Source organism: Stenotrophomonas sp. YJH_SMC_133, assembly GCF_059370655.1.
Genome location: NZ_JCAFTW010000009.1, coordinates 213,318 through 238,405, shown reverse-complemented (window position 1 = coordinate 238,405; position 25,088 = coordinate 213,318). Strand labels below are relative to the sequence as shown.

General features: G+C 67.0%; 23 protein-coding genes and 2 rRNA genes. 18 read left to right on the top strand and 7 right to left on the bottom strand.

Features of this window, described 5'->3' with window-relative positions:
- Positions 1 to 13 precede the first annotated feature (13 nt).
- Together rrf (AC5P78_RS14960) and rrf (AC5P78_RS14955) are read left to right on the top strand one after the other, a co-directional pair.
- Positions 14 to 128, top strand: a 5S ribosomal RNA gene (rrf, locus tag AC5P78_RS14960).
- Between the two features lie 132 nt (positions 129 to 260).
- A 5S ribosomal RNA gene (gene rrf / locus AC5P78_RS14955) occupies positions 261 to 375 on the top strand.
- Positions 376 to 689: 314 nt separating this feature from the next.
- On the opposite strand, the gene AC5P78_RS14950 is transcribed toward rrf (AC5P78_RS14955), so the two are convergent.
- Positions 690 to 2,405 (bottom strand): M28 family metallopeptidase, encoded by a 1,716-nt coding sequence (locus AC5P78_RS14950; protein WP_005407779.1) that lies wholly within the window; start codon positions 2,403 to 2,405, stop codon positions 690 to 692.
- An 86-nt stretch (positions 2,406 to 2,491) separates the two neighbouring features.
- Positions 2,492 to 3,154, bottom strand: coding sequence for a DUF4097 family beta strand repeat-containing protein (locus AC5P78_RS14945; RefSeq protein ID WP_005407780.1), 663 nt, complete (start codon positions 3,152 to 3,154; stop codon positions 2,492 to 2,494).
- Between the two features lie 94 nt (positions 3,155 to 3,248).
- On the opposite strand from AC5P78_RS14945, the gene AC5P78_RS14940 reads away from it, so the two are divergent.
- Positions 3,249 to 4,550: a murein hydrolase activator EnvC family protein gene (locus AC5P78_RS14940; RefSeq protein ID WP_032965528.1), complete on the top strand. Its 1,302-nt coding sequence runs from the start codon at positions 3,249 to 3,251 to the stop codon at positions 4,548 to 4,550.
- Positions 4,551 to 4,658: 108 nt separating this feature from the next.
- Positions 4,659 to 6,107: a S41 family peptidase gene (locus AC5P78_RS14935; RefSeq protein WP_005412014.1), complete on the top strand. Its 1,449-nt coding sequence runs from the start codon at positions 4,659 to 4,661 to the stop codon at positions 6,105 to 6,107.
- Positions 6,108 to 6,189: 82 nt separating this feature from the next.
- On the opposite strand, the gene AC5P78_RS14930 is transcribed toward AC5P78_RS14935, so the two are convergent.
- The gene (locus AC5P78_RS14930; RefSeq protein ID WP_005407784.1) at positions 6,190 to 6,882 is read right to left on the bottom strand and encodes a rhomboid family intramembrane serine protease; all 693 of its coding nucleotides are present in this window, start codon (positions 6,880 to 6,882) and stop codon (positions 6,190 to 6,192) included.
- Between the two features lie 227 nt (positions 6,883 to 7,109).
- Between AC5P78_RS14930 and AC5P78_RS14925 the strand changes: the two genes are divergently transcribed.
- The 3 genes from AC5P78_RS14925 to AC5P78_RS14915 all read left to right on the top strand — a co-directional run bounded on the left by AC5P78_RS14925 (position 7,110) and on the right by AC5P78_RS14915 (position 10,516).
- Positions 7,110 to 8,537, top strand: a complete 1,428-nt coding sequence (locus tag AC5P78_RS14925) for an outer membrane protein transport protein (RefSeq protein WP_414498609.1) — start codon at positions 7,110 to 7,112, stop codon at positions 8,535 to 8,537.
- 112 nt (positions 8,538 to 8,649) lie between these two features.
- Positions 8,650 to 9,249 (top strand): nicotinamide riboside transporter PnuC, encoded by a 600-nt coding sequence (gene pnuC, locus AC5P78_RS14920; protein ID WP_012478928.1) that lies wholly within the window; start codon positions 8,650 to 8,652, stop codon positions 9,247 to 9,249.
- Positions 9,236 to 10,516, top strand: coding sequence for an AAA family ATPase (locus AC5P78_RS14915; RefSeq protein ID WP_241899713.1), 1,281 nt, complete (start codon positions 9,236 to 9,238; stop codon positions 10,514 to 10,516). Before pnuC ends, AC5P78_RS14915 begins: the two co-directional genes overlap by 14 nt.
- Here AC5P78_RS14915 and putA read toward each other — a convergent pair.
- Positions 10,426 to 13,644, bottom strand: coding sequence for a bifunctional proline dehydrogenase/L-glutamate gamma-semialdehyde dehydrogenase PutA (putA, locus tag AC5P78_RS14910; RefSeq protein WP_235643576.1), 3,219 nt, complete (start codon positions 13,642 to 13,644; stop codon positions 10,426 to 10,428). The genes AC5P78_RS14915 and putA overlap by 91 nt on opposite strands.
- Positions 13,645 to 13,918: 274 nt before the next feature.
- On the opposite strand from putA, the gene AC5P78_RS14905 reads away from it, so the two are divergent.
- The 6 genes from AC5P78_RS14905 to AC5P78_RS14880 are packed head-to-tail and all read left to right on the top strand — an operon-like array spanning position 13,919 to position 18,751.
- On the top strand, positions 13,919 to 14,395 hold the full coding sequence (locus tag AC5P78_RS14905; RefSeq protein WP_004153894.1) for a DUF2244 domain-containing protein: 477 nt from the start codon (positions 13,919 to 13,921) through the stop codon (positions 14,393 to 14,395).
- A gap of 11 nt (positions 14,396 to 14,406) precedes the next feature.
- Entirely contained in the window at positions 14,407 to 15,363 is a 957-nt protein-coding gene (gene coxB / locus AC5P78_RS14900; protein ID WP_495217232.1) for a cytochrome c oxidase subunit II, read from the top strand.
- 59 nt (positions 15,364 to 15,422) lie between these two features.
- Positions 15,423 to 17,030, top strand: a complete 1,608-nt coding sequence (gene ctaD, locus AC5P78_RS14895) for a cytochrome c oxidase subunit I (RefSeq protein WP_005407790.1) — start codon at positions 15,423 to 15,425, stop codon at positions 17,028 to 17,030.
- An 8-nt stretch (positions 17,031 to 17,038) separates the two neighbouring features.
- The gene (locus AC5P78_RS14890) at positions 17,039 to 17,275 is read left to right on the top strand and encodes a hypothetical protein (RefSeq protein WP_049417770.1); all 237 of its coding nucleotides are present in this window, start codon (positions 17,039 to 17,041) and stop codon (positions 17,273 to 17,275) included.
- Positions 17,272 to 17,862: a cytochrome c oxidase assembly protein gene (locus tag AC5P78_RS14885; RefSeq protein WP_414498610.1), complete on the top strand. Its 591-nt coding sequence runs from the start codon at positions 17,272 to 17,274 to the stop codon at positions 17,860 to 17,862. The genes AC5P78_RS14890 and AC5P78_RS14885 overlap by 4 nt, the downstream gene beginning before the upstream one ends.
- 13 nt (positions 17,863 to 17,875) lie before the next feature.
- Positions 17,876 to 18,751, top strand: a complete 876-nt coding sequence (locus AC5P78_RS14880) for a cytochrome c oxidase subunit 3 (protein ID WP_005412024.1) — start codon at positions 17,876 to 17,878, stop codon at positions 18,749 to 18,751.
- A 20-nt stretch (positions 18,752 to 18,771) separates the two neighbouring features.
- Here the strand turns inward: AC5P78_RS14880 and AC5P78_RS14875 are convergent, their stop codons facing one another.
- Positions 18,772 to 18,990, bottom strand: a complete 219-nt coding sequence (locus AC5P78_RS14875; RefSeq protein WP_005412025.1) for a twin transmembrane helix small protein — start codon at positions 18,988 to 18,990, stop codon at positions 18,772 to 18,774.
- A gap of 57 nt (positions 18,991 to 19,047) precedes the next feature.
- Here AC5P78_RS14875 and AC5P78_RS14870 point away from each other — a divergent pair, with 57 nt between their 5' ends.
- The 5 genes from AC5P78_RS14870 (at position 19,048) to AC5P78_RS14850 (ending at position 23,464) form a co-directional block, all read left to right on the top strand.
- Positions 19,048 to 19,761: an SURF1 family protein gene (locus tag AC5P78_RS14870; protein WP_043035493.1), complete on the top strand. Its 714-nt coding sequence runs from the start codon at positions 19,048 to 19,050 to the stop codon at positions 19,759 to 19,761.
- A gap of 108 nt (positions 19,762 to 19,869) precedes the next feature.
- Entirely contained in the window at positions 19,870 to 20,439 is a 570-nt protein-coding gene (locus AC5P78_RS14865; protein WP_005412027.1) for a redox-active disulfide-containing membrane protein, read from the top strand.
- A gap of 10 nt (positions 20,440 to 20,449) precedes the next feature.
- Positions 20,450 to 21,613, top strand: a complete 1,164-nt coding sequence (locus tag AC5P78_RS14860; RefSeq protein ID WP_005407797.1) for a COX15/CtaA family protein — start codon at positions 20,450 to 20,452, stop codon at positions 21,611 to 21,613.
- A 4-nt stretch (positions 21,614 to 21,617) separates the two neighbouring features.
- Positions 21,618 to 22,511, top strand: coding sequence for a heme o synthase (gene cyoE, locus AC5P78_RS14855; protein ID WP_005412028.1), 894 nt, complete (start codon positions 21,618 to 21,620; stop codon positions 22,509 to 22,511).
- 146 nt (positions 22,512 to 22,657) lie between these two features.
- Entirely contained in the window at positions 22,658 to 23,464 is an 807-nt protein-coding gene (locus AC5P78_RS14850) for a hypothetical protein (protein WP_049396183.1), read from the top strand.
- Positions 23,465 to 23,580: 116 nt separating this feature from the next.
- Here AC5P78_RS14850 and AC5P78_RS14845 read toward each other — a convergent pair whose 3' ends face one another.
- The gene (locus AC5P78_RS14845; protein WP_005407800.1) at positions 23,581 to 24,552 is read right to left on the bottom strand and encodes a bile acid:sodium symporter family protein; all 972 of its coding nucleotides are present in this window, start codon (positions 24,550 to 24,552) and stop codon (positions 23,581 to 23,583) included.
- A 31-nt stretch (positions 24,553 to 24,583) separates the two neighbouring features.
- Positions 24,584 to 25,084: a protein tyrosine phosphatase family protein gene (locus tag AC5P78_RS14840; protein ID WP_043035497.1), complete on the bottom strand. Its 501-nt coding sequence runs from the start codon at positions 25,082 to 25,084 to the stop codon at positions 24,584 to 24,586.
- Positions 25,085 to 25,088 lie beyond the last annotated feature (4 nt).

The window sequence follows — 25,088 nt, the reverse complement described above, 5'->3', positions numbered from 1 at the left end:
CTCCAACCGCCTCCCTGGTGAAATTAGCGCTGTGGAACCACCCGATCCCATCCCGAACTCGGAAGTGAAACGCAGCTGCGCCGATGGTAGTGTGGCTCAAGCCATGCGAGAGTAGGTCATCGCCAGGGTTTACACCCGAAACCCCGCTGCTCACGCAGCGGGGTTTTTCTTATTAAGTGAAGGCATTGCTTTTCTGGACGCCTTCCGCCCCAAGGGCAAGATCGCGAAGCTGGCGCTGCAAGCGCTGCTGCAACCGTCTCCCTGGTGAAATTAGCGCTGTGGAACCACCCGATCCCATCCCGAACTCGGAAGTGAAACGCAGCTGCGCCGATGGTAGTGTGGCTCAAGCCATGCGAGAGTAGGTCATCGCCAGGGTTTACACCCAAAACCCCGCTGCTCACGCAGCGGGGTTTTTCTTTGTGCGCAGTAAATGCGGGTCGTGCCGGCCGCTGGCCGGCAACCCGATGGCATTACATGGCCCGGTAGATCCACGCCATGCGTGGGTGCTCCGCGAGGAAGCATGGCGCCAACCAAGGTTGGCCGCTACCAATCGATTGCCGGCCACGGCCGGCACTACCGGCAGATCCACACCAATCGTGGATCTGCCGCCGACGGTACGCAAAAGAAAAGCGGCGCCCCGTGGGGCGCCGCTCTGCTCTCAACGATGTTCAGTCGAGCATGGCCCGGCTTTACTTTGCCGAAGCCTTGTCCTTCATCATCGCGTCGCGGGCCGCCTTGAACGGGTTGCCTTCGTACCAGTTCGGCCAGCGATCACCACCGGCCAGTTCCTTGCCGACGCCGTACATCAGCTGCAGGTCCTCGACAGTCCCGTCCAGCTTCCAGGTGGACGCGTCGAACTCGTCCTTCGGACCGTGGTAGCGGTTGGCGCCGTAGTCCGCCGCGGCCTTGCGGCCGGCGTCCACGCCACCCTCTCGCAGATCCTCGCCACCATCGGCGTACAGGGCCGGCACGCCGGCCTTGGCGAAGTTGAAGTGGTCCGAACGGAAGTAGAAGCCGCTCTGCACCGAGGTCTCACCATGCAGCGTGCGGTCCTGGGCCGCAGCCAGCGGCTTGAGGATGTCCTCCAGCTCCGAACTGCCGAAGCCGGTGACGGTCACGTCCTTGGCACGGCCGGCCACCGACATCGCGTCGATGTTGATCACACCGGCGATCTTGTCCAGCGGGAAGGTCGGGTGGGAGACGTAGTACTTCGAACCCAGCAGGCCGGACTCTTCCAGGGTCACCGCCAGGAACACCACCGAGCGCTCCGGCTTCGGATCCTGGTGGGCCATGGCTTCGGCCACCTCAAGGATGCCGGCCACGCCGGTCGCGTTGTCGACCGCACCGTTGTAGATGTTGTCGCCGGTTTCACCCTCGTGCTTGCCCAGGTGGTCCCAGTGCGCCATGTACAGCACGGCCTCGTCGGCACGCTTGCTGCCCGGCAGCACGCCCACCACGTTGCGCGACTGCTTCTGCGCGATCTGGCTCTTCAGGTCGACCGTAGCGGTGGCCTTCAGCGGCACCGGCTTGAAGCCGCGCTTGCTGGCGTCCTTGTAGGCCTGTGCCAGGTCCAGGCCGGCGCCTGCGAACAGCGCCTTGGCGGCGTCGGCACTCAGCCAGCCCTGCACCGGAATGCGGGCTTCCGGGTCATCCTTGGCCGGCAGGTCGTACTGCGGGCCGGCCCAGGAGTTCTTCACCACGTCCCAGCCATAGGAAGCCCCGGCGGTGTCGTGCACAATCAGCGCCGCGGCGGCGCCCTTGCGCGCGGCCTCTTCGAACTTGTAGGTCCAGCGGCCGTAGTAGGTCATGCGCTTGCCGTCGAACAGCTTCGCGTCGTCAACATGGAAGCCCGGATCGTTGACGAACATCACGACCGTCTTGCCCTTCCAGTCCTGGCCGGCGTAGTCGTTCCACTTCTGCTCCGGCGCGTCGACGCCATAGCCGACGAACACCAGGTCGCTGGCATCGACTTTCACCTCAGCCTGGCCGGTACGGGTGCCGACCACCATGTCGGTACCGAACTTCAGCTCGGTGGTCTTGCCACCCTGGGTGATCTTCAGCACGGTCGATGCGTCGGCCGTGGTCTCGGTCATCGGCACGTCCTGGAACCAGCTGTCACCGTTGCCCGGCTGCAGGCCGATGCGCTGCATCTGGTCGCGGATGTAGTTGACCGTCAGTTCCTCGCCCTTGCTGCCCGGCGCGCGGCCTTCGAATTCATCCGAGGCCAGGGTCTTGACCATCTCGGCGAAGTCGCCGGCGTTGATCTCCGGGGAGAACTGATGAGCCGCCGGCTTCGCGGCAGCGGTGTCGGTGGCTGACGCCGGTGCGGTGGCCGGCGTGTCTTCGCCTTTGCAGGCACTGAGCGCGGCCGCGGCGGCCAGGCACAGGAGGAGTTTGCGGGGCATCGTCGATTCCTGGAAAACAAAGGGCGGCCGCACGTCGTGCACAGCCGGTATCAGCGAGTATCACCGAACCAAGCGGTCCGGTGCGCTCAGTCCGCCGGGGCGGTTTCGGTGTCGAACGGGATCGGTTCGGCGCCGGTGACCGGACCGATGCGCGCGGTGCGATGCACGTAAAGCACCACCTCGCGTTCGAACTGCAGGGGGCCGTTGACTACGGCATTCGGGCCGACGATCACGCGCGGCTTGCGGCTGGCGGTGAGCGAGACGCTGAAGTTCGGCTTGCGCACGTGCACACCGCCGTTGACCTGGGAACCGATGCCGACGGTGATATCGCCGTTGACGGTCTCCACGTCCTTGCCGACGCGGCTTTCGACCAGGCCGATGCCACCGTTCACGGTTTCGACGCCGCCTTCGATCTGGCTGCCGCGATCGGTGAAGATGCTGCCGTTGACGGTGCTGACGCTGCCGTGTGCAATCACCTCGCGGCCCAGGCGTACGCCGCCGTTGACCGTTTCAATCTTGCCGGTACGTGCACGGTCGGCCACCTTGACCCCGCCGTTGACGGTGTCGATGCTGCCGGTCTCGACGCCTTCACCAACCCGGATACCGCCGTTGACGGTATCCAGCTTGCCGTAGCGCTGGCCAGGCTCGGCGCTGATGCTGCCGTTGACCTTGCTGATGTTGTCCTGGGCACCGGCGGGGCCGGCAACGAGCAGGACGCCCAACAACAGCGGAATGGAAAGAGTTTTCATGGGACCTCGATGGATGTGCGGCTGGCAGGCCGCGTGCGGAGATGTCACCATTCCCCGGTACCCCCTGCAACTGCCTGAAGTCACTGGAAAGCCCTTGCGCGACAACGCCTTCCCATCACGCCGACATCACATCGCCGCCATCCGCGGCGGGCGCTGCCTGCTGTTGGGGCTGGCCATCGCCTTGGCGCTGCCGTTGCCGGGCGCCGCACAGACCACCCGCGAGACCGAGCGCAAGCTGCAGAAGCTGCGTAGCGAGTTGAAGGGCGTGGCGCAGGAGCGCAGGCAGATCGAGGGCCAGCGGGGCCAGGCCTCGCAGCAGCTGCGTGAGGCGGACGAGAAGGTGGCCCGCACCGGCCGTGCGCTTGCGCAGACTGAAACTGCGCTGCGCGAGCAGGGAAGGGCCCTGGCCGAGGCCGAACAACGCCGCAGCACGCTGCAGGCCAACCTCGCCCAGCAGCATCGCGAGCTGGCCGGCCTGCTGCGTGCGGCCTACCAGCTGGGCAACCATGCACCTCTGAAGCTGCTGCTGTCGCAGGACACGGTGGCCGATGCCAATCGTGCCCTGGCCTACCACCGCTACCTGCAACGCGAGCGGGCACAGCGCATCACCACGCTGACAGCCGACCTGAAAGAGCTGGAAGTGCTGCAGGCGCAGATCGCCGAGCGCAAGCAGAAGCTGCAGGGTGCGCAGCAGGACCAGAAGCAGCAGGCTGCGGCGCTGGAAGCCGACCGTCGCGATCGCGCCAGGACCGTCGCCTCGCTGGATGAGCGCTTCAAGGACCAGCGCGAGAAGGAACAGGCGCTGGGCCAGGACGCCAAGGCGCTGGAAACGCTGCTGGCCAACCTGCGTGCCGCTGCGGCACGGGCCGAAGCCGAGCGCCGCGCCGCGGCGCGGCGAGCAGCCGCTGAAAAGGCCGCCGCCGAGCGTGCCGCACGCCAGGCCGCCGCGCAGGGCCGCCCGCCACCGCCGCCCACCAAGGTCCCGCCTGCCGTGGCCTCTGCGCCGGCGCCGAAGGTGGGTGGCCTGGGCTGGCCGTTGTCGGGCAACCTGTTGGCCCGCTACGGCGGAAAGCTGCCCGACGGCCGCACCAGCAGTGGTGTGTTGATCGGCGCGCCCGCCGGCAGCACCGTCACCGCCGTGGCCGACGGCACCGTGGTGTTCTCCGACTGGATGACCGGCTACGGCATGATCCTGATCGTCGATCACGGCAACGGCTACATGAGCCTGTACGCGCACAACGACACCCTGCTGAAGGATGCGGGTGCCCGGGTCAGCCGCGGCGATGCGGTGGCCAAGGTCGGCAATTCCGGTGGCCAGGGCGTGACCGCGCTGTACTTCGAACTGCGCCGGGGCGGGCAGCCGGTCAACCCGGACAGCTGGCTGCAGCGGCGCTGAATCCGGCGCTGTCGCGTGGCGGACGGATTCAACGGGAATTTAGCTGTGCTTCGCGCATAATCGACGCATGTGCCTTGGGCACGATGCCAACGTCGACAGGAGTGATCCATGCGCGCAGCCCGTACCGCCACCCTCTTGCTGGCCCTGTTGCCGGCGCTGTCCTGGGCGCAGCAGACCGCGCCCGCCCCGAGCAAGGAAACCAGCGGGCAGGCAGCGAACAGCGAGGAGGCGGTGACCTCGAAGGTGCCGCTGGAGGACATCCGCCGCTTCGTCGCCGTGTACAACGCGGTGCGCGCGGCCTATGTCGACCCGGTCGATGACAAGAAGCTGATGCAGTCGGCGGTGCGCGGCCTGCTGCTCGACCTCGACCCGCACAGCACGTACTTCAACAAGGAAGACGCGCAGGCCTTCGACGAGCAGGCCAACGGCGCCTACGAGGGCATCGGCGTGGAGTTGCAGCAGCAGCCCGACAACGCCAGCATGAAGGTCATCTCGCCGATCGACGACACGCCGGCGGCCAAGGCCGGCATCCTCGCCGGTGACCTGATCATCGCCATCGACGGCAAGCCGATCAGCGCCATTGATGCGAGCGAACCGTTGCGTGGCCCGGCCGGCAGCAAGGTGGTGCTGACCATCGTGCGCGCGGGCAAGCCGAAGCCGTTCGACGTCAGCCTCACCCGCCAGACCATCCGCGTGACCAGCGTGCGCAGCCGCCTGCTGGAGCCGGGCTATGGCTACATCCGCCTGAGCACCTTCCAGGCCGACACCGGGTCGGACTTCCAGAAGCACCTGCAGCAGCTGCAGAAGCAGTCCGGTGGCCAGCTCAAGGGCCTGGTGCTGGATCTGCGCAGCAACCCGGGTGGGCTGCTGACTGCCGCGGTGCAGGTGGCCGACGACCTGCTCGACAAGGGCAACATCGTCAGCACCCGCGGCCGTATCAGCATCAGCGATGCCCGGTTCGATGCGACGCCGGGCGACCTGCTGAAGGGCGCACCGGTGGTGGTGCTGGTCGATGCCGGTTCGGCCAGCGCCTCGGAAGTGCTGGCTGGGGCGCTGCGCGACAACAAGCGCGCGCGCGTGGTCGGCAGCCGCACCTTCGGCAAAGGCTCGGTGCAGACCGTGCTGCCGCTGGACAACGGTGATTCGGTGAAGCTGACCACCGCGCGTTATTACACGCCCAGCGGAAAGTCGATCCAGGCCACGGGCATCGTGCCGGAGGTCGAACTGAAGCCTGCGGCGCGCCCGGAAGACGAGGCACTGCCGGCCAGCCTGAGCGATTACAGCGAAGCGACCCTGCCGGGCCATCTGCGTGGCGACGACGAAGGCACCGAGGGCTACCACGCCGGTGCGGTGCTGCCGGGCGATGGCCCGATCAACGACGCGCTGGCCGAGCTGAAGAACCCGGGTTCGGTGGCTGCACGCTTGAAGGCCGAGGCGGCGAAGGCGGATGCGGCCAAGGCCGCGAAGGCCGCTGCGGCGAAGCCGGAAGCGAAGGTCGAACCTAAGCCGGAAGCAAAGCCGGAAGCAAAGCCCGCACCGGCCCCAGCGAAGCCGTGAGGTAGCGCCGGGCCATGCCCGGCGTCGGCTCAAGGGCGGAAGAAGAAACCAAATGCCGGCCAGCGGCCGGCACTACCAGGGGTCAGAAGCCGTGGCGCTTGCGCAGCCGGCGGGCGATCGCCGCGCGCACGTAGACCCCGTACACCAGGCCGAACACGAAGCCGCCGATGTGGGCCCACCAGGCCACCATGCCGAAGCTCGGGCCGATATGGGCGAACACCACCTGCAGCGCTGCCCACACGCCGATCAGCAGGTAGGCCGGGGCCCGCACGAATTCCAGGAACAGGCCAAGCGGGATCACCACGCCCAGCCGCGCCCCCGGGAACAGGGCCAGGTAGGCACCGATCAGTGCCGAGACCGCGCCACTGGCACCGATGATGATCTGGTCCGGGCTGCCCATGGTGTAGATGGCCACCAGATTCGATACCGCGCCACCGACCAGGAACAGCAGCAGCAGGCGCCAGGGCCCCAGCACCCGCTCGGCGGGCAGGCCGAAGATCAACAAGAACACCAGGTTGCCCAGCAGATGCGACCAGTCCGCGTGCAGGAACAGGGCGGTGAACAGGCGCAGCACGCTGCCGTCCTGCAGCGTCGCCCACCAGTCGAGCGGGTGGGTCAGGCCCGTGGACAGGGCGCCCCAGTCCAGCCAGAGGCTGCCGCGGGCATCGTCCGGACGCGAGATCGACCACAGGAACGCCAGCCACAGTGCCGCAAACAGCACGGGCGTGGCCCAGCGCAGGGCCGCCTTCTTGCGGGACGGGAGGGAGACGAACATGGCACTAGCCTAGCGTGCGGGCGCTTGCGACGGGGATTGTCCTGTTCAGCTTTTGAGACGAAAAAACCGCCTGCGTCGTTATTGTTTCATTAACGGCTCTGGGTAATACTCGCATACGGCGTCGTATGTCGGGAGGGGAATCCGGCGCGCTCCGATGGGTCCCAGGGCCTGCCGGGCGCAGGCGCACTCAGAGCACCATCACCGCTTACCGGAGAGAGAGAACTACGATGCAAACCGCTTCCACCATTGCCCGACTGACCCTGCTGGCCGTCGGCGTTGCCGGTGCGCTGGCCGCCGCCGATGCCAATGCTGCCGCCTTCCAGCTGAAGGAAAACAGCGCCAAGGGCCTGGGCCGCGCGTTCGCCGGCTCCACCTCGACCGAAGGTGACGCCTCGGTCATCGCCACCAACCCGGCCTCCATGCGCCTGCTCGACGGCACCCTGATCCAGGGCGACGTCAGCGCCATCAGCTTCGGCGCCAAGTTCCGTGGCCAGGGCCAGTACGGCAACGGCCAGCCGATTTCCGGCGGCAACGGCGGCGACGCCGGCATGATCGCCCCGGTTCCGGCCGCCTACTTCCATCTGCCGTTCGGCGAGAAGGAGAACATGCACTTCGGCGCCTCGCTGACCGTGCCGTTCGGCTTCAAGACCGAATACGACCGCGACTGGGTCGGCCGCTACAACGGCGTCAAGACCGAGCTGCAGGCGATCGACCTGGGCGTGGCGTTCTCCTACGACGTCAACCCGTACCTGTCGTTCGGTGCGTCGGTGTTCGCCGAGCGCCTGAACGTCGACCTGACCAGCGCCGTCGATACCGGCACCGCGATCAACGCCACTGCCCAGCGCACCGCTGCGGCGCGCGTGCTGGCTGCCGGCGGCACCGCCGCCCAGGCTGCGGCGGCGTCGCAGGCGGCTGCACGCCAGGCGGCCCAGCTCGGCTTCTCGCCGGGTACCGCCGATGGCTACCTGCGCATCAAGGGCGATGAAGTGTCGGTTGGCTATACCCTGGGCATGACCGTCACCCCGGTGGAAGGCACCAACATCGCCTTCAGCTACCGCTCGAAGGTCGAGCACAAGATCACCGATGGCAAGGCGGACTTCACCATTCCGCAGAATGCGGCGGCCTTCCTGGCCACCGCTGCCCCGGGTACCTTCATCGACAGCAACGGTCGCGCGACCATCACCCTGCCGGCCAGCGCCACCGTGGGCTTCACCCACCGCGTGAACGACCAGTGGCAGATCATGGCCGAAGTCACGCGCACCGCGTGGAGCAAGTTCGACCAGGTCACCGTCGACTATGACTCCAACCAGCCGGACAGCGTGCTGCCGTTCCACTACCGCGACACCACCTTCGCGTCGATCGGTACCGATTTCCGCGTGAACGACAAGCTGACCCTGCGTGGCGGCCTGGCCTATGACCAGACCCCGACCACCGACGCCCACCGCGACGTGCGCGTGCCGGACACCACCCGCAAGTGGCTGTCGCTGGGCCTGACCTACGCCGCTTCGGACAAGATGGAATACAGCGTGGGCTACACCCACCTGTTCACCAAGGATCCGAACGTGACCTCGACCTCGGCCACCGCCAACACCGTGACCGGCAAGTACAAGGTCAGCGGCGACGTGCTGGCGGCTTCGATGCAGTACAAGTTCTGAATCGGGCGATTGCCTGAAGCAGTACGAAAGGAGGCCCCGCGCAAGCGGGGCCTTTTTTTTTGCGGAGTGGTGTGGGCCATCCACGCACGTGGATCTACGCGACAATAGCGTCATGAACCTGTCCGACCCGAACTTCCAGCTGGAGCTGGCTGCCAACATCGCCGTCGCCGGCTCGATCCTGCTGGCCGGCCGCAACAACGTGCACACCTGGTGGCTGGGCATCGTCGGCTGCGCATTGTTTGCTGCGGTGTTCGAACGATCGCACCTGTATGCGGACATGGTGCTGCAGTTCTTCTTCATCGCCATCAGCGTGCTGGGCTGGTGGCAGTGGCTGCGCGGTGACCATGGCGCGCCGCTGCCGATCACCGCGCTGCGCCCACGTGCCTGGGCCTGGCTGGTGCCGCTGGCGGTAGTGGCCACCTTCGGCTACGGCTGGATGCTGACCCGACTGACCAACGCCTATGCGCCCTACATCGATTCGGCAGTGCTGGTATTGAGCGTGATCGCGCAGATCCTGATGATGCGCCGCAAGCTGGAATCGTGGTGGGTGTGGCTGCTGGTGAACACCGTTGCGGTACCGCTGTACTACAGCCGTGGCCTGCACCTGACCTCGATCCTGTACGTGGGCTTCTGGATCAATGCGCTGGTGGCCTTGCGCCATTGGCGGCACCTGATGCGTGACGAGGCCAAGACGGCCGATGCTGCTGCCTGAGCGCGTTGCACGCGGCCTGGTGGTGGGCAAGTTCTGCCCGCTGCACCTCGGTCACGAACACCTGATCGAGTTTGCCGCCACGCGTTGTACGCAACTGCTGGTGATCGGCTGGTCGCAGCCGGGTTTCCCAGGCTACAGCGCCGAGCGTCGCGAGCGCTGGCTGCGAGCGCGCTTCCCGCAGGCGACGGTGGCGGTGCTCGATGATGCGCGCCTGGCGGCATTGTGCACGCAGCACGGTTTGCCCGTGCGCACGCTGCCGCAGGACAGCGACAACGAGCACGTGCAGCGCGAGTTCACCGCCTGGCTGTGCCTGAGCCTGTTCGGCGGGCCGGTGCAGGCGGTCTACACCGGCGAGGACTACGGCGACGGCTTCGCGCAGGCGCTGGCCACGCACTTCGGCGCGTCGGTACGCCATGAGCGGCTCGAACGCGCACTGGACGTCGGGCAGGCGTGTGGCACCCAGCTGCGCGCCGATCCGCATGCGCACCGTCATGGCCTCGCACCGCAGGTCTATGCCGGCTATGTGCAGCGCGTGGCGTTCATTGGTGGCGAGTCCAGCGGAAAGACCACGCTGGCGCGCGTGATGGCCGAGCGCCTGCAGACTGTCTGGGTGCCGGAGTATGGCCGCACGCTATGGGAGCAGCAGGGCGGAGAGCTGACGCCAGATGATCTGCTTCGCATCGCAATGGCACAGCCGCAGCACGAAGACGAGACCGCACGGCATGCGCATCGCTGGTTGTTCTGCGATACCACGCCGATGGTGACGCTGGGCTACAGCGGCTGGATGTCTGGTACGGCGCCGGAGGCACTGCGGCAGGCTGCATTGCGACCGTATGACCTGCTGTTCCTGTGTGCGCCGGATATCCCGTTCGACCAGGACGGCACGCGGGTGGGCGAAGCCTTCCGGGCGCAGCAGCATGCGTGGTACGTGCGCGAGCTGGAGGCGCGGGGAGTCGACTACGTGCTGCTGGAGGGGGGCTGGAAGCGCGCATCGCGCGCGTGCACGGCGAGCTGGCGAAGCGGGCGGACAATCGGTTCAGTGTGGCCCAGCCTCTGTAGAGCGAGCCCACGCTCGGCTGTGCGAGGCAAACCGAGCGTGGGCCCGGCTCTACAGGAAGCAGGGCACAAAAAACCCCGCTTTCGCGGGGTTTTTCGTTCACTGCATCAACCGGGCGATCAGTCGCCCAGGGTCAGCAGCGAGGCGTTGCCGCCGGCGGCGGTGGTATTCACCGTCACCGTCTTTTCGGTGGCGAAGCGCAGCAGGTAGTGCGGGCCGCCGGCCTTCGGGCCGGTGCCGGACAGGCCCTGGCCGCCGAACGGCTGCACGCCGACCACCGCACCGATCTGGTTGCGGTTGACGTAGACGTTGCCGACATGGACGCCGTTGCTGATGCGGTCGACGGTCTCGTCGATGCGCGAATGCACGCCCAGGGTCAGGCCGTAGCCGGTGGCGTTGATCTGGTCGATCACCGCGTCGAGCTGGTCGCCCTTCCAGCGGATCACGTGCAGCACCGGGCCGAACACTTCCTTCTGCAGCTGGCCCAGGTCCTTCAGTTCGTACGCGCGCGGTGCGAAGAAGGTGCCGTTGGCGGCCTCGGCCGACAGCTCGGCGGCGGCGATCAGGCGCGCTTCGCGGTCCATGCGCTCAGCGTGGTCCTGCAGGATCTTCAGCGCATCTGCATCGATCACCGGGCCGACGTCGGTGGACAGCAGGCCGGGGTTGCCGACCTTCAGTTCCTTCATCGCACCGGCCAGCATGGTCATCACCTTGTCGGCGATGTCGTCCTGCACGAACAGCACGCGCGCGGCCGAGCAGCGCTGGCCGGCGGAGGTGAAGGCCGAACCGATCGCGTCCTTGACCAGCTGTTCCGGCAGCGCCGACGAATCGGCGATGAAGGCGTTCTGGCCGCCGGTCTCGGCAATCAGCACACCGATGGCGGCGTCACGCGCCGCCATCGCGCGGTTGATCGCACGGGCGGTGTCGGTGGAGCCGGTGAAGGCCACGCCGGCCACGCGCGGGTCGGCGGTCAGCGCGGCACCGACGGTAGCACCGTCGCCCGGCAGGAACTGCACCACCTCGGCCGGCACGCCGGCGTCGTGCAGCAGCTTCACCGCGTAGTAGCCGATCAGGTTGGTCTGCTCGGCCGGCTTGGCGATGACGCTGTTGCCGGCGGCCAGGGCGGCAGCGACCTGGCCCAGGAAGATCGCCAGCGGGAAGTTCCACGGGCTGATGCAAACGAACACGCCGCGGCCGTGCAACTGCAGCTCGTTGGACTCACCGGTCGGGCTCGGCAGCTTCTCGGCGTGGCTGAACTGCTCGCGCGCCTGCTTGGCGTAGTAGCGCAGGAAGTCCACCGCTTCGCGCACTTCGGCGATGCTGTCGGGCAGGCTCTTGCCGGCTTCCTTCACGCACAGCGCCATGAATTCCGGCATGCGTGCTTCCAGCTGGTCGGCGGCGTGCTCGAGGATGGCGGCGCGGCTGGCGGCCGGGGTGCGGTTCCAGGCCGGCTGCGCGGCTACGGCATTCGCCAGGGCCTTCTGCACGGTGGCGGCGTCTGCGGCCAGCCACTGGCCAACCACTTCGCGGGTGTCGGCTGGGTTGGTCACCGGCAGCGCGGCGCCGGCCGGGTTGGCACCCGGCACCAGCGGCGCGGCCTGCCAGGGCTTCACAGCCGCGTTGATCTGCTCGGCCAGGGCGCGCAGTTCGTTGTCGTTGGCGAGGTTGGCGCCCATGGAGTTCTTCCTGTCGTGGTTCTGGCTGCGCAGCAGGTCAACCGGCAGCGGGATCTTGGGATGCGGAATCGAAGCGAACGAGGCGACCATCTCGACCGGATCGCGGATCAGGTCGGCGATCGGCACGCGCTCGTCGGTGATGCGGTTGACGAAACTGGAGTTGGCGCCGTTTTCCAGCAGGCGACGCACCAGGTACGGCAGCAGGTCTTCATGCGAACCGACCGGTGCATACACGCGGCAGGGCAGGCCCAGGCGGTCAGCCGGCACCACTTCGGCGTACAGGTCGTCGCCCATGCCGTGCAGCTTCTGGTGCTCGTACACGCCGCCGTTGGCGATGCTGCGCACGGCCGCGATGGTATGCGCGTTGTGCGTGGCGAACATCGGGTAGATCGCGTCGGCATGGGTGAACAGCCGCTTGGCGCAGGCCAGGTAGGACACGTCGGTGTTCTGCTTGCGGGTGAACACCGGGTAGCCCGGGTAGCCTTCGATCTGCGCGCGCTTGATCTCGGCGTCCCAGTACGCGCCCTTGACCAGGCGCACCTGCAGGCGGCGACCGGCGCGGCGCGCCATGTCGGCCAGGTGGTCGATCGTGTACGGGGTGCGCTTCTGGTAGGCCTGCACGACCACGCCGAAGCCATCCCAGCCGGACAGCGACGCGTCGGAGAACACCTGCTCGATGATGTCCAGCGACAGTTCCAGGCGGTCGGACTCTTCGGCGTCGACGGTGCAGCCGATGCCGTAGCTCTTGGCCAGCTGCGCCAGTTCCAGCACGCCCGGCACCAGGTCCTTCAGCACGCGCTCGCGCTTGGCGTGCTCGTAGCGCGGGTACAGCGCCGACAGCTTGATCGAGATGCCCGGGGCATTGTTGACGTCGCCATCCGGACGGCCGCCGCGTGCCTTGTGATCGCCGCCGATGGCGTGAATCGCACGACGGTAGTCTTCCAGGTAGCGCAGCGCGTCCTTCATGGTCAGCGCACCTTCGCCGAGCATGTCGAAGGAGTATCGGTAGCTGGCGTTGTCGCCCTTGTGCGAGCGCGCGAGCGCTTCGCTGATGGTGCGGCCCATGACGAACTGGTGGCCCATGATCTTCATCGCCTGGCGCACGGCCAGGCGCACCACCGGCTCACCGACGCGGCCGACCAGGCGCTTGAACGCGCTGGGCGCATCGGCGCGGGTGGCGTCGTTCATCTGCACCAGCTTGCCGGTCAGCATCAGGCCCCAGGTGGAGGCATTGACCAGCACCGAGTCGCTGCCGCCCAGGTGCTTTTCCCAGTCGGCATCGGCCAGCTTGTCGCGGATCAGCTTGTCGGCGGTGTCCTGGTCCGGAATACGCAGCAGTGCCTCGGCCACGCACATCAGCAGCACGCCTTCCTCGCTGCCCAGGTCGTACTGGCGCATGAAGGCTTCGATGGCGCCCTGGTCCTTGGCGCGCACGCGCACGCGGCCGACCAGGTCGGCCGCCAGTGCCTGCACCCGGGCCTGCTCGTCGGCGGGCAGGCGGGCCTGCGCCAGCAGCTCGCGCACGTGGGTGGCCTCGTCCTTCAACCAGGCGTCGGTGATGGCCTGGCGGAACGGGTTGGGGGGCGCCGGCAGTTCCGGCGACAGCAACGCGCCGGGACGCGGGGCGTCGTGGGCTGCAGGGGAGGAGGAAGGTGCGTTCATGCCGGTCCGGCCAGTGGAAAACTTGGCGATTTTAATCATTTTTGCGGGTTGCGGAAGTGCCCAGCAGCCACCTTCTTGAAGCGCTGATAGCCAATAGCTGCGGTGGATTCAGCGTGTTCAGCAAGTGCGGAGGAGTTTATGCCGAATTCGTCATTCGTGCCGCCGACCTCATGCTGTGTTGCAGCATCGGAAAATGTGTGAATGCACCCTTGCTACCGGCGAGAGGGCGGGGCTACCATCGAGGCGTTTCCCGCGGCAGGAACGCGGTTGCGACATGATCGAGGTGCTTCCAGCTCCGGATGGGTCAGGTACGCAGCTGCGGCTGCGTCCCCCACGGGCGCTCGATGCCCGGCAGTTCGTCCTGTTGTTCACCGTGTTGTCGGGTGCGATGTGGCTGGTGTCCGCCCTCGGGTGGTTGGCCGGCAATGCATTCGCCCCCCTGTTCGCGCTGCTGTACAGCCTGGTGCTGGCGGCCGCGCTGCGTGCCTTGTGGCGCAGCGGTGAACGGCAGGAGGAGATCCGGGTAGTGCCGGCGTACGTGGAGGTCATCCCCGTACCCGGTGGATCGCCGGTGTTCCGGGCCCATCCCCACTGGGTGCGCCTGCTCACCGACGATGAGAGGGTCCGGCTGGCATCCAGCGGCCGGCAGGTGGAGGTGGGGAGTTTCCTCGCGCCGGCCGAACGTCAGACGCTCGCAGAGACACTTGAAAGCTTGCTCGCCGCCAGCGATGGCGGCAACCGACGACGCTAAGGGTCTAGGCAATGAAGCAAAGCAGCAGGTGGGGCACGAAGTGCGTGAACGCGGTCGCCGCGATGCTGGCGACCGGGGGACTGATGCCGGCGTTGGCCTGGGCCCAGGCGGCCGATCCGAAGCCGTGGCAGCTGAACATGGGCAAGGGGGTGACCCAGACCTCGCGCCTGGCCTGGGAATCGAACAACCTGTCGTTGATCATCTGCACGGTGATCGGCGTCATCGTGTTCGGGGCGATGGCCTACGCCATCTTCAAGTTCCGCAAATCCAAGGGCGCGGTCGCGGCCACCTTCAGCCACAACACCAAGGCCGAGATCATCTGGACAGTGATCCCGGTGATCATCCTGATCGTGATGGCATGGCCGGCCGCGGCCAACCTGATCAAGATGTACGACACCCGCGATGCCGAGATGACGGTGAAGGTCACCGGCTACCAGTGGATGTGGAAGTACGAATACCTCGGCGAGAACGTCACCTTCACCAGCCGCCTGGACCGCGAGTCCGACCGGGTGCGGCAGAGCGGCATCGTGCCGACCCGCGAAAGCCATCCGCACTACCTTCTGGATGTCGACAACCGCCTGGTGCTGCCGGTCGATACCAAGGTGCGTTTCGTCATCACCTCCGACGACGTGATCCACGCCTGGTGGGTGCCGGCGCTGGGCTGGAAGCAGGACGCCATCCCCGGCTTCATCAACGAAGCCTGGACCAGCATCGAGCAGCCCGGTGTCTACCGCGGCCAGTGCGCCGAGCTGTGCGGCAAGGACCACGGCTTCATGCCGATCGTGGTCGAGGCGGTGTCCAAGGAGGACTTCAGGAAGTGGCTGGCGCAGCGCAAGCCGGCGCCGCCCGCCGAGCCCGCCACGCCTGCGGCACCTGCCGAACCGACTGCACCGACGGGCGAGGCACCGGCTGCGCCTGCTGCTGCAGAAGCCGGCAGCGCGCCTGCCACCGCGGCCAGCGGAGCGTGATGTAAAGCCCGCGGCCGTTCGCGGCCGCGGTGACAACCGATTCTGAGAGGTGTTTTGCAATGGCGCACTCGGCAGTTGGGCACGACGATCACCATCACCACCAGAGCTTCTTCGAACGTTGGTTCTTCTCGACCAACCACAAGGACATCGGCACGCTGTACCTCGGTTTCAGCTTCATCATGTTCATCATCGGCGCGGCGATGAGCGTGGTGATCCGCGCCGAGCTGGCGCAGCCGGGCCTGCAGTTCGTCAAGCCCGAGTTCTTCAACCAGATGACCACCGTGCATGCGCTGGTGATGATCTTCGGTGGGGTGATGCCGGCCTTTGTCGGCCTGGCCAACTGGATGATCCCGCTGCAGATCGGCGCGCCGGACATGGCGCTGCCACGCATGAACAACTGGTCGTTCTGGTTGCTGCCGGTGGCTTTCAGCCTGCTGCTGCTGACCCTGTTCCTGCCGGGCGGCGCACCGGCCGGCGGCTGGACGCTGTACCCGCCGCTGTCGCTGCAGGGCGGCTACAACGTCGCCTTCAGCGTGTTCGCCATCCACGTGGCCGGCATCAGTTCGATCATGGGCGCGATCAACATCATCGCCACCGTGCTCAACATGCGTGCGCCGGGCATCGACCTGCTGAAAATGCCGATCTTCTGCTGGGCCTGGCTGATCACCGCCTTCCTGCTGATCGCAGTGATGCCGGTGCTGGCCGGTGCGGTGACCATGCTGCTGACCGACAAGTTCTTCGGCACCAGCTTCTTCAACGCCGCCGGTGGCGGTGACCCGGTGATGTACCAGCACATCTTCTGGTTCTTCGGCCATCCCGAGGTCTACATCATGATCCTGCCCGCCTTCGGCGTGGTCAGCGAGATCATCCCGACCTTCAGCCGCAAGCCGCTGTTCGGCTACCAGGCGATGGTGTACGCCACCGCCGCGATCGCCTTCCTGTCGTTCATCGTCTGGGCCCACCACATGTTCACCGTGGGCATGCCGCTGGGCGGCGAGATCTACTTCATGTTCGCCACCATGCTGATCTCGATCCCGACCGGCGTGAAGGTGTTCAACTGGGTCAGCACCATGTGGCGTGGCTCGCTGACGTTCGAGGCACCGATGCTGTGGTCGGTGGCCTTCGTCATCCTGTTCACCATCGGTGGCTTCTCCGGCCTGATGCTGGCGATCGTCGCCGCCGACTTCCAGTACCACGACACCTATTTCGTGGTCGCCCACTTCCACTACGTGCTGGTGACCGGTGCGGTGTTCGCACTGATCGCCGCGGTGTACTACTGGTGGCCGAAGTGGACCGGGCGGATGTACAGCGAGAAGTGGGCCAAGGTGCACTTCTGGTGGTCGATCGTATTCGTCAACCTGTTGTTCTTCCCGCAGCATTTCCTCGGCCTGGCCGGCATGCCGCGCCGCATTCCCGATTACAGCGTGGCCTTCGCCGACTGGAACCTGATCAGCTCGATCGGTGCGTTCGGCATGTTCGTTACCCCGTTCATGATGGCCGCGATCCTGCTGTCCTCGCTGCGCAACGGCGAGAAGGCCGAGGCGCGGTCCTGGGAGGGTGCGCGCGGCCTGGAGTGGACGCTGCCGTCGCCGGCACCGGCACATACCTTCACCACGCCGCCGACCATCCGTCCGGGAGATCTGGCGCATGACGACATCACGCATTGAGGTGGGGCATGCATAACGAGAGCCCGCTGCCGATCGGTAGAGCCGAGCTATGCTCGGCTGACGAGAAGCAGCCGACCAGCGGTCGGCTCTACAACAACGAAGAGCAGCCGACCAGCGGTCGGCTCTACCAGGGCGGAAGCATCGAACAGCAACGCCAGCGCGCCAGGCGCACGGCGATGTGGGTCGGCGCCATCGCCGTGCTGGTCTACGTCGGCTTCATCCTCAGCGGGGTGATCGGCCGATGAGCGAGGCGCCAGCCAGCACACCGTCACGCAGTGCGGGGCTGCCGCGCCTGATCGGTGTGGCGGTGGCGGTGTTCCTGCTCACGTTCTCGCTGGTGCCGCTGTACCGCATTGCCTGCGAGAAGGTGTTCGGTGTGCGCCTGGAACGCGGCCCCGGCAGCGAGGCCAGCACCGACGCCGCCACCGGCAAGCGCACCGTGCGCGTGGAGTTCGATGGCGGCGTCAATTCGCGCCTGCCCTGGTCGTTCCATCCCGAGCAGTTGACCATGGACGTGGTGCCCGGCGAACTCAACGAAGCGCTGTACTTCGCCCGCAACGACAGCCAGCAGGCGGTGGTCGGCAGTGCGGTGCCTTCCGTGGCGCCGGCGCGTGCCTCGGGCTTCTTCAGCAAGACCGAATGTTTCTGTTTCACCGCGCAGACGCTGCAGGCTGGCGAGAAGCGCGACATGCCGGTGCGTTTCATCGTCGATCCGGACCTGCCGCCGGAGATCAAGACGATCACCTTGTCCTACACCTTCTACCGCAACGACGCGCTGTCCGATCGGCTGGCCCCGGCCGCCACCTCGGAAGGCGCGCACGCCGCACCCTGACCCGGATACCGACATGGCCCAGACACCGACCGACGCCAACGTGTACTTCGTCCCGGCCCAGAGCAAATGGCCGTTCGTGGGTTCCATCGCGATGATGGTGACCATGGTGGGCGTGGCCAGCTGGCTCAACGATGCCAGCTGGGGGCGCTGGACGTTCTACATCGGCATCGCGATGCTGGTGCTGACCCTGTTCTGGTGGTTCAGCGACGTGGTGCGCGAGTCGCAGGCGGGCAACTACAACCACCAGGTCGATGGCTCGTTCCGGATGGGGATGATCTGGTTCATCTTCTCCGAAGTGATGTTCTTCGGCGCCTTCTTTGGCGCGCTGTTCTACACCCGCAACCTGGGCCTGTCGTGGCTCAGCGGCGAAGGCCGCGGGGTGATGACCAACGAGCTGCTCTGGCAGGGTTATTCCGCCGGCTGGCCGACCAACGGCCCCGCGGCGATCGGCGGCGCGTTCCAGACCATCCCGGCCTGGGGCCTGCCGCTGATCAACACGCTGATCCTGCTCACCTCCGGCGTGACCCTGACCATCGCCCATCACGCACTGAAGGCCGGCAACCGCCGCCAGCTGCTGATCTGGCTGGGCCTGACCGTGGTGCTTGGCCTGGGCTTCCTGACCCTGCAGGCGGAGGAGTACATCCACGCCTACAAGGAACTGAACCTGACGCTCGGCTCGGGCATCTACGGTTCAACGTTCTTCATGCTGACCGGCTTCCACGGCGCGCACGTGCTGCTGGGCACGATCATGCTGATCGTGATGTGGCTGCGTTCGGCCAAGGGACACTTCACCCGCGACAACCATTTCGGTTTTGAAGCGGCCGCGTGGTACTGGCACTTCGTCGACGTGGTGTGGCTGATGCTCTTCATGTTCGTCTACGTGCTTTGACCGCGCACGCATCGGTGGCCTCAGCCGCCGATGCCGTGCGGTTTGATCCAGCCCATGTAGATGCTCACGATCACCAGCAGGATCAACGCAACCGACACCGCGATGCGGCGCGTCAGTGCGTTGACCGTGCGCTTGGTCTGGCCGCGGTCGACCAGCAGGTAATACAGGCCGGCGCCCAGATTCCAGACGATGACGATCAGAAACGCGATTACCAGCAGGGTCTTCAGCGAATCACTCATGCGCGGCTCGAGGGCAGGGTGGATGCGCCTATCTGACCGCGTTTGCGCGGACTTGTCATGATGCGCCAGCACACGCGCGTGATCGGATGGCTGCTGGCGGTGCTGGCAATGGTTGGTTTCACCGCATTGGGGCTGTGGCAGCTGCAGCGCATGCATGCCAAGCAGGCAATGTTGGATGCACAAGGTCCAGCTGTTGCACAGGCGCTGCCACTGGCGCAGGCCCTGGCTGCACCTGGCGCCTTGCACGGCGTGGCCGACCACGGCCGTTTCCTGCCCGGCGTGGTGCTGCTGGACAACCAGACCCGGCACGGCCGCGCGGGCGTGAAGATCTATCGCCCGTTCCGCAGTGACGGGGGCAGCGTGCTGCTGGTCGATCTGGGCTGGCGCGCGCTGCCGCCCGATCGCACCCTGCCGGAGCTGCCGGCACCGCCTTCGCCGGTGGCGGTGCGTGGCCTGCTGGCGCCGCCGCCCTCGGCGGGGCTGGCCCTGGGCCCGGCGTTCTCCGCTACCGATGAGGCCGGGCGTTGGCTGGCCAGCCGCTTGCCCGCCGAGGGCCTGGCGGCGGCGCTTGGCTTGCCGGGATTGCCTGATCGCGTCCTGCGGCTGGACCCGGCGCTGCCCTTCGGCGACGAACGCGACCTGGACCTGCTGCCGAACACGCTGCCGCCGCAGCGCCACCTGGGCTACGCCGTGCAGTGGTTCGGCCTGGCCCTGACCGTGCTGGTGGTCGCGCTGGTACTGGAGTGGCGCAGGCGACGTGCTGCCCGGTAGTGCCGGCCGCTGGCCGGCAACCCCCGCATTCCTGGATGCCGGCCAGCGGCCGGCACTACCGCGGCGTCATACCCGCATCCCTCACCCAACCATGAGAAAATGCCCCGCATGAACACTGCTACGTCTCCGCAGGCGCGCGGCTCCGGCCGCCGGACCCTGGTGCTGCTGTTTGCCGTGTTCTTCGGGGCGATGGCACTGGCCGCCGTGCTGCGCTTCTCTGGCTGGCAGCCCACCGGGCACCGCAATGCCGGCCAGCTGCTGAAGCCGCCTGTGGACCTGCGCCAGCAGGCGCCGACCCTGGCCAACGGCCAGCCGTACCCGTGGAACCCCGAAGCCCGTACCTGGCGCCTGCTGGTGGCGCCGGCCGGTGCCTGCGACGCCCAGTGCGTCACTTTGTCGCAGGGACTGGGCAAAGTGTGGCAGCTGTTCGGCCATAACGCCGATAATGTCGAAATCCTGTGGCTGGGAACGCCACCGGCGTCGATCGCCTCGCTGCCCGCGCTGCGGCCGCTGGCTCCGTCGCCAGCATTGCGCGCGGCCCTGCCCGGCGTCGACGATCCGGCTGGCCTGCCGGTCTACGTGATCGATCCGAACGGCTTCGTGATCATGCGTCATGCCCCGGGCACCGACCTCGGTGGCCTGCGCAAGGACATGGCCACGTTGCTGAAACTGAAGTGAGTCCCGTTTGATGAGCCTTTCCGCGCGTCCGGCGCTGCACCGCAATTTCCACCGCCTGGCGTGGTTCGCCATGATCATGACCGCGAGCACGATCATGTTCGGCGCCTTCGTGCGCCTGTCCGATGCCGGCCTGAGCTGCCCGGACTGGCCGACCTGCTATGGCCAGGCCACCTGGCCGCAGCACGTGGAAGAGACCATCGGCCACCCGGCGGCGGAGATCCGCCCGCTGGAGACCCACAAGGCCTGGCGTGAACAGGTGCACCGCTTCCTGGCCGGCGCACTGGGCATCGAGATCCTGACCCTGGCGCTGCTGGCCACGCGCAAGCGGCGATTCGGAAGCACGGCGGTGGTGACCGCCTGCGTGCTGGTGGCCGCCGGCATACCCCTGTACATGATGGGCTGGCATGGCACCGCCAGTACCTTGGCTCTGATCGGCGAGGCGATCCTGCTGATCGCCGCGCTGCGCTGGAGCAACATCGACCTGGCGCGCGCTGCACTGCTGACCCTGGCCGTGGTGATCTTCCAGGCCCTGCTGGGCATGTGGACGGTGACCCTGCTGCTCAAGCCCATCGTGGTGATGGGGCACCTGCTGGGCGGCATGCTGATGTTCGCGCTGCTGGTCTGGATGGCCTGGCGCGCCACGCACATGCCGATCACCCTGGCCGAAGCACCGAAGCTGAAGTGGGTGCTGCGCATCGGCGTGGCGGTGCTGGTCACCCAGATCGCACTGGGCGGATGGGTCAGTGCCAACTATGCGGCGCTGGCCTGCGGCGGCGGCAGCGCCTCGCTGGACAACTTCCCGCGCTGTGCCAACCAGTGGTGGCCGCAGCACAACTTCGTCGAAGGCTTCACCCTGTGGCGCGGCATCGGCGTGGATTACGAAGGCGGCGTGCTGGATGGCGCCTCGCGTATCGCCATCCAGATGGCGCACCGGCTGTTCGCGGTGGTGGTGGCCGTCTACCTGCTGTGGCTGGGCGTGCGCCTGTTCCGCTTGCCGAGCATGCGTGGCTGGGCCAGCGCGCTGATCGCGCTGCTGGTGCTGCAGGTCACCCTCGGCATCCTCAACGTGAAGCTGGCGCTGCCGCTGGAAGTGGCGGTGGCCCACAACGGCGTGGCCGTTGCCCTGTTGTTCGTGCTGGTCAGCCTGCTGGCCCGCCTGCGCGCCCCGGACTGACTCCATGTTTTCCAATTACCGCCAGTACTGGGACCTGACCAAGCCCAAGGTCGTTGCCCTGATCGTCTTCACCGCCCTGGTCGGCATGGTCCTGGCCATTCCGGGCGTGCCGAGCTGGGAGCAGGTGCGCGCCGGCGTGCTCGGTTTCCTCGGCATCTGGCTGGCGGCCTCGGCCGCAGCCGCCATCAACCAGCTCCTGGACGCACACATCGATGCGCAGATGGCGCGCACCTCGTGGCGTCCGCTGGTGGTGGGCAAGGTCAAGCCGTGGCAGGTGCTGGTGTTCGCCGGCGTGCTGATCGTGCTGTCGATGACCATCCTGGTGCTGTGGGTGAACCTGATCACCGCCGTGCTGACCTTCGCCTCGCTGATCGGCTACGCGGTGATCTACACCGTGTACCTCAAGCGTGCGACCTCGCAGAACATCGTCATCGGTGGCCTGGCCGGCGCGATGCCGCCGATGCTGGGCTGGGCCGCAGTGACCGGCATGCAGGGTTCGTCGGACTGGGCGTACTCGTCGCTGCTGGTGCTGATCATCTTCATCTGGACCCCGCCGCACTTCTGGGCGCTGGCGATCTTCCGCCGCGAGGATTACGCCAAGGCAGAGATCCCGATGCTGCCGGTGACCCACGGCGTGGTGCATACCCGCAAGCAGATCATGGCGTATTCGGTGGTGCTGGCGCTGGTCTGCCTGCTGCCGTACCTGGTGGGCATGAGCGGTGCGTTCTACCTGGGCGGCGCGATCGTGCTCAACGCGGTGTTCCTCTGGTATGCCTGGCGCATGCTCAACCCGCCGGACGAATTGTTCTCGATGAAGATGTTCTATTACTCCATCGTGTACCTGATGGCGCTGTTCGCCTTCCTGCTGGTGGACCACTGGATCCTGCCCTGGCTGTGAGGGGCTGCCCTTTGTAGAGTCGAGCCACGCTCGACTCAGGCCCGGTCTGATGGCGGGAGCATCCACGCACGGCGTGGATCTACTTGAACCGCGGTTGCTGCGTCGCCATTGCTGTTCCTGACCGCAAAGGAAAGGAAGGCGCAGGGATGCATTCGATCTTCCGTTGGACCACCGCGCTGCTGCTGGCGCTGGGTGTGGCCCTCACCGCGCATGCCGATGACACCGCCGCGCAGATCCGCCAGCATGCCGGTGAGCACCGCCTGCTGGTACTGGGCGAATTCCACGGCACCCGCGAGACCCCGTTGCTGGTACGCCAGCTGGTGGACGACTACAGCCGCAACGGCCCGGTCCTGCTGGCGCTGGAACTGCCACGTGCCGAGAACCCTGTGCTGCGCGACTATCTGGAATCCGATGGCGGGGCCAGGGCGCGCCGGCACCTGCACGGCCGCGCGTTCTGGACCGTGCGCGATGACCAGCATGATGGTCGCCGCAGCCGCGACATGCTGGCGATGATCGAAGGCCTGCGTGTGCTGAAGATGCAGGGGCGCGTGATCGAATTGGTTGGCTATGACGTCAATGCCAGCAGTGGCGGCAACCAGGCGCGCGATGACTTCATGGCAGCCGAGTTGCGACGGCTCTATCGAGGGTTGCCAGACAATGCACGCATGCTGGTGCTGACTGGCAATGTCCACGCCATGCTGCGGCGGCCGGAAGGTATGCCGCCGGAAATGCAGAGGCAGCCGATGGCCTCCCAGCTGCGGGATCTGGATATCTACAGCGTGCGGTTGGGTGCGCTGCGTGGCCAGGCGTGGGCGTGCGCGGACCGTTGCATGGCGCGGCCACTTCCAGAGCAGGTGGCCCCGCGGCTGCGGGGCGATACCCATGCGGAACGGGCGTACGACCTGTGGGTGTGGATGCCGGAGCTGAGCGTCGGCACGCTCGTGGATCCGTAGCGTCAGGCAACCCATCCACGCATGGCGTGGATCTACTGGTGGTTCACGCCATCCGTGGTTTGGAGTAGATCCACGCCATGCGTGGATGGTTCACTCGGAACAACCCGCGCGCCCTGTCAGGGCTTGCGCCGCGCATACCGCTGCGCGATCACACCGCAGACGATCAGCTGGATCTGGTGGTAGATCATCACCGGCAGCACGATCGCGCCGAGGCTGCCGCCGGCGAACAGCACCTTGGCGATCGGCACGCCGGTGGCCAGGCTCTTCTTCGAGCCGCAGAACACGATGGCGATCTCGTCCTCGCGGTTGAAGCGCAGCCGGCGGGCGATGAAGGTGATCAGCGGCATGGCGATGCCGAGCAGCACGGCAGCCACCACGGCCACGGCCAGCAACGAGAGCAGCGGTGTCTTGCTCCACAACCCTTCGGTCACCGCTTCGCCGAACGCCGAATACACCACCAGCAGGATCGTGCCCTGGTCGGTGTAGCGCAGCAGCGCGCGCTGCTTCTCAACCCAGCCGGCAATCCACGGCCGCAGCAGGTGGCCGGCCACGAACGGCACCAGCAGCTGCAGCATGATGCCGCCGATCGCGTGCAGTGGGTCATGCACGCCGCCGGAGGTGCCGGCCAGCGCGGTCAGCAGCAGTGGGGTCAGGAACACGCCGAGGATGCTCGACAGCGAGGCGCTGCACACCGCTGCCGGCACGTTGCCGCGGGCCATCGAGGTGAACGCGATGGACGACTGCACGGTGGACGGCAGGGTGCACAGGAACAGCACGCCCAGGTACAGCTCCGGAGTCAGCAGCCAGCCCGACAGTGGCTTGAACATCAGCCCCAGCAGCGGGAACAGGAGGAAGGTACAGGCCAGGATGGTCAGGTGCAGCCGCCAGTGCAGCATGCCGCCGATGATCGACTCGCGCGGCAGGCGCGCGCCATGCAGGAAGAACAGCGCGGCGATGGCGACGGTGGTGACATCGTCGAGCACGATGGCGGCGGCGCCCTTCATCGGCAGCAGCGAGGCCAGGCCGACGGTGCACAGCAGGGCGAGGGTGAAGTTGTCCGGTCGCAGGCGCGACCACCAGCGGGTCATGGTGGGCAGAGTCCTTGGTGCGGAGGGTGGTTCAGGGCGAGGTGACCGGTGTGGCCAGGCGCTGGCGGGTGGCGGCTTCCAGTGACTTCAGGCCGGCGCGCTGGCCGAGCTGCAGTGCCTGTTCCGGGCTGGCGTGTTCGTAGCGTGCGTTGACCAGGCCGAGCACGGCGCCGGCGCGGTTGCCGGACGCACAGTGCAGCAACACCGGCCCCTGGCTCTGCTGCAGGGCCTGGTGCACGGCGCGGATGTTGGCGGCATCGAGCCCCTCGGCGCCGGCCACCGGAATGCGCACATAGCGCAGGCCCAGCGATTCGGCCGCGTGGATTTCATCGAAGCCCCGGTCCTCGCCAGGCTGGCGCAGGTCGATCACCGTGCGCACGCCCTGCGCGGCCAGGGCCTGCAGCTGTGCGGCGCTGGGCTGGCCACCGGCATACAGGCCGGGACGGACTTCGTTGAGAGGCACGTCTTCGGCCAGGGCCGTCAGTGGCAGGCAGAGCGACAACAACAGCAGGCAGGTCAGGCGCAGCAGCATGGTC

What these genes read in the sequence shown, in the direction of transcription:
- AC5P78_RS14950 (WP_005407779.1), bottom strand. Translation starts at nt 2,405, where the DNA reads ATGCCCCGCAAACTCCTCCTGTGCCTGGCCGCCGCGGCCGCGCTCAGT.
- AC5P78_RS14945 (WP_005407780.1), bottom strand. Translation starts at nt 3,154, where the DNA reads ATGAAAACTCTTTCCATTCCGCTGTTGTTGGGCGTCCTGCTCGTTGCC.
- AC5P78_RS14935 (WP_005412014.1), top strand. Translation starts at nt 4,659, where the DNA reads ATGCGCGCAGCCCGTACCGCCACCCTCTTGCTGGCCCTGTTGCCGGCG.
- AC5P78_RS14930 (WP_005407784.1), bottom strand. Translation starts at nt 6,882, where the DNA reads ATGTTCGTCTCCCTCCCGTCCCGCAAGAAGGCGGCCCTGCGCTGGGCC.
- AC5P78_RS14925 (WP_414498609.1), top strand. Translation starts at nt 7,110, where the DNA reads ATGCAAACCGCTTCCACCATTGCCCGACTGACCCTGCTGGCCGTCGGC.
- pnuC (WP_012478928.1), top strand. Translation starts at nt 8,650, where the DNA reads ATGAACCTGTCCGACCCGAACTTCCAGCTGGAGCTGGCTGCCAACATC.
- AC5P78_RS14915 (WP_241899713.1), top strand. Translation starts at nt 9,236, where the DNA reads ATGCTGCTGCCTGAGCGCGTTGCACGCGGCCTGGTGGTGGGCAAGTTC.
- putA (WP_235643576.1), bottom strand. Translation starts at nt 13,644, where the DNA reads ATGAACGCACCTTCCTCCTCCCCTGCAGCCCACGACGCCCCGCGTCCC.
- AC5P78_RS14905 (WP_004153894.1), top strand. Translation starts at nt 13,919, where the DNA reads ATGATCGAGGTGCTTCCAGCTCCGGATGGGTCAGGTACGCAGCTGCGG.
- coxB (WP_495217232.1), top strand. Translation starts at nt 14,407, where the DNA reads ATGAAGCAAAGCAGCAGGTGGGGCACGAAGTGCGTGAACGCGGTCGCC.
- ctaD (WP_005407790.1), top strand. Translation starts at nt 15,423, where the DNA reads ATGGCGCACTCGGCAGTTGGGCACGACGATCACCATCACCACCAGAGC.
- AC5P78_RS14890 (WP_049417770.1), top strand. Translation starts at nt 17,039, where the DNA reads ATGCATAACGAGAGCCCGCTGCCGATCGGTAGAGCCGAGCTATGCTCG.
- AC5P78_RS14885 (WP_414498610.1), top strand. Translation starts at nt 17,272, where the DNA reads ATGAGCGAGGCGCCAGCCAGCACACCGTCACGCAGTGCGGGGCTGCCG.
- AC5P78_RS14880 (WP_005412024.1), top strand. Translation starts at nt 17,876, where the DNA reads ATGGCCCAGACACCGACCGACGCCAACGTGTACTTCGTCCCGGCCCAG.
- AC5P78_RS14875 (WP_005412025.1), bottom strand. Translation starts at nt 18,990, where the DNA reads ATGAGTGATTCGCTGAAGACCCTGCTGGTAATCGCGTTTCTGATCGTC.
- AC5P78_RS14870 (WP_043035493.1), top strand. Translation starts at nt 19,048, where the DNA reads ATGATGCGCCAGCACACGCGCGTGATCGGATGGCTGCTGGCGGTGCTG.
- AC5P78_RS14865 (WP_005412027.1), top strand. Translation starts at nt 19,870, where the DNA reads ATGAACACTGCTACGTCTCCGCAGGCGCGCGGCTCCGGCCGCCGGACC.
- AC5P78_RS14860 (WP_005407797.1), top strand. Translation starts at nt 20,450, where the DNA reads ATGAGCCTTTCCGCGCGTCCGGCGCTGCACCGCAATTTCCACCGCCTG.
- cyoE (WP_005412028.1), top strand. Translation starts at nt 21,618, where the DNA reads ATGTTTTCCAATTACCGCCAGTACTGGGACCTGACCAAGCCCAAGGTC.
- AC5P78_RS14850 (WP_049396183.1), top strand. Translation starts at nt 22,658, where the DNA reads ATGCATTCGATCTTCCGTTGGACCACCGCGCTGCTGCTGGCGCTGGGT.
- AC5P78_RS14845 (WP_005407800.1), bottom strand. Translation starts at nt 24,552, where the DNA reads ATGACCCGCTGGTGGTCGCGCCTGCGACCGGACAACTTCACCCTCGCC.
- AC5P78_RS14840 (WP_043035497.1), bottom strand. Translation starts at nt 25,084, where the DNA reads ATGCTGCTGCGCCTGACCTGCCTGCTGTTGTTGTCGCTCTGCCTGCCA.